Source organism: Erwinia sp. MYb416, from assembly GCF_037479575.1.
Classification (GTDB): Bacteria; Pseudomonadota; Gammaproteobacteria; order Enterobacterales; family Enterobacteriaceae; genus Erwinia; species Erwinia rhapontici.
This window is the reverse complement of sequence record NZ_JBBGYT010000254.1, coordinates 1-2,029: the sequence shown is the minus strand read 5'-3', so window position 1 is coordinate 2,029 and position 2,029 is coordinate 1. Positions and strand designations below refer to the sequence as shown.

At 57.3% G+C, this 2,029-nt stretch carries 1 protein-coding gene; it reads left to right on the top strand.

Translation table 11 applies throughout. The annotated features are described in order from the left end of the window. Nucleotides 1-2,029 (top strand): Ig-like domain-containing protein (locus WH277_RS02350; protein WP_339504186.1); only part of this gene is annotated, 2,029 nt, incomplete at both ends.

Here is a 2,029-nt window from a genome sequence, read left to right as displayed (position 1 = left end):
ACCAACGGCACCACCACCAGTGGGAATCAGATTACCCTGAACATGACTGGGGTGCAGGATGCGGCAGGTAACAGCGGCAGCGGCACCGTCAGTTCCGCCAGCTATGCCGTTGATACCGCACGCCCGACCGCCAGTATTGTGGTGGCGGATAGCGCCCTGATTGCCGGTGAAACCTCGCTGGTGACCATCACCTTCAGTGAGCCCGTCACCGGTTTTACCAACCTGGATTTAACCATTGCTAATGGCACGTTAAGCACGGTCAGTTCGTCAGATGGTGGCCTCACCTGGACCGCAACCTTCACGCCGAACACGGCTGTCCAGGACACCACCAATATCATCACGCTGGATAATACCGGTGTGGCGGACCAGGCAGGCAATACCGGTACAGGCACCACCGATTCAAACAATTACAGCATTGATACCCAGCGGCCGACGGCCTCGATTGTGATGGCCGATAATGCGTTGCGCATCGGGGAAACCTCGCTGGTCACCATCACTTTCAGCGAGGCGGTAAGCGGTTTTACTAATCAGGATCTGAACATTGTCAACGGCACGCTGACCGCCGTCAGTTCAGCTGATGGCGGCATTACATGGACGGCGACCTTTACCCCGACCAGTAACGTGACGGATGCCACTAACCTGATCTCGCTGGATAATACCGGTGTGACAGACATGGCAGGTAACGCGGGCACGGGTGCAACGGACTCGAACATTTACAGGATTGATACCCAGCGCCCGACGGCCACGATTGTGCTCTCGGATACTGTGCTGTCCATCGGTGAAACCTCGCTGGTGACCATCACGTTTTCGGAAGCGGTCACCGGGTTTACCAATCAGGATCTGACCATTGTTAACGGCACAATGACCAACGTCAGCTCAGCCGACGGTGGCGTCACCTGGACGGCAACCTTTACCCCCGTCAGCAACGTGACAGATACCAGTAATGTCATCACGCTGGATAATTCCGGCGTGGCGGATACGGCGGGCAACAGCGGGGCGGGCACCACCGATTCTAATAATTACAGCATTGATACTCAGCGCCCGACCGCCACGGTGGTGATGGCGGATACCGAACTGACCCCAGGCGAAACCTCGCTGGTGACTATTACGTTCTCGGAAGCCGTGACGGGTTTTACTAATGCTGACCTTACTGTACCCAACGGAACTTTAACCACGGTCACTTCATCTGACGGCGGCATCACCTGGACGGCAATCTATACCCCGAATACTCAGATTCAGGATGCCACGAATATCATCACACTGGCGAAGACGGGGGTGAGCGATCTGGCGGGGAATACGGGAACCGGCACGACCGACTCGACTAACTTTACCATCAATACCTTGCAACCGACCGCCACCATCGTGGTCGCCGATAATGCGCTGCGCGTGGGTGAAACTTCGCTGGTGACCATCACGTTCTCGGAAGCCGTCACGGGCTTCACCAACCAGGATCTGACCATTGCCAACGGCACCCTGAGCGCGGTCAGCTCAGCCGATGGTGGCATCACCTGGACCGCAACCTTTACCCCGACCAGCAGCGTGACAGATAACAGCAACATCATCGTCCTGGATAACAGTGGCGTGCAGAATGCTGTGGGCACCGCAGGCAGCGGCACCACCCACTCCAATAACTATGCGATTGATACCGTGCGCCCGACCGCAACGATCGTGGTGGCGAATGATGCTCTGGGCGTTGACCAGACGTCGCTGGTGACCATCACGTTCTCAGAAGCCGTCACGGGTTTCAGCAATGCCGACCTGGTGGTTAACAACGGCACGTTAAGCGCCGTCAGCTCCTCAGACGGCGGCATCACCTGGACGGCGACCCTGACACCGACGTCCGGGATCTCGGCCAACAGCAATATGATTACCCTGAATAACCAGGGCGTGACCGACCAGGCCGGTAATACGGGAACCGACTTCAGCTACTCCAACTATTACGTTATTGACAGTCAGCGGCCGACTGCCACCCTCGTGGTCTCTGACAACGCGCTGACGGCCGGTGAAACCTCGCTGGTCACCATCACCT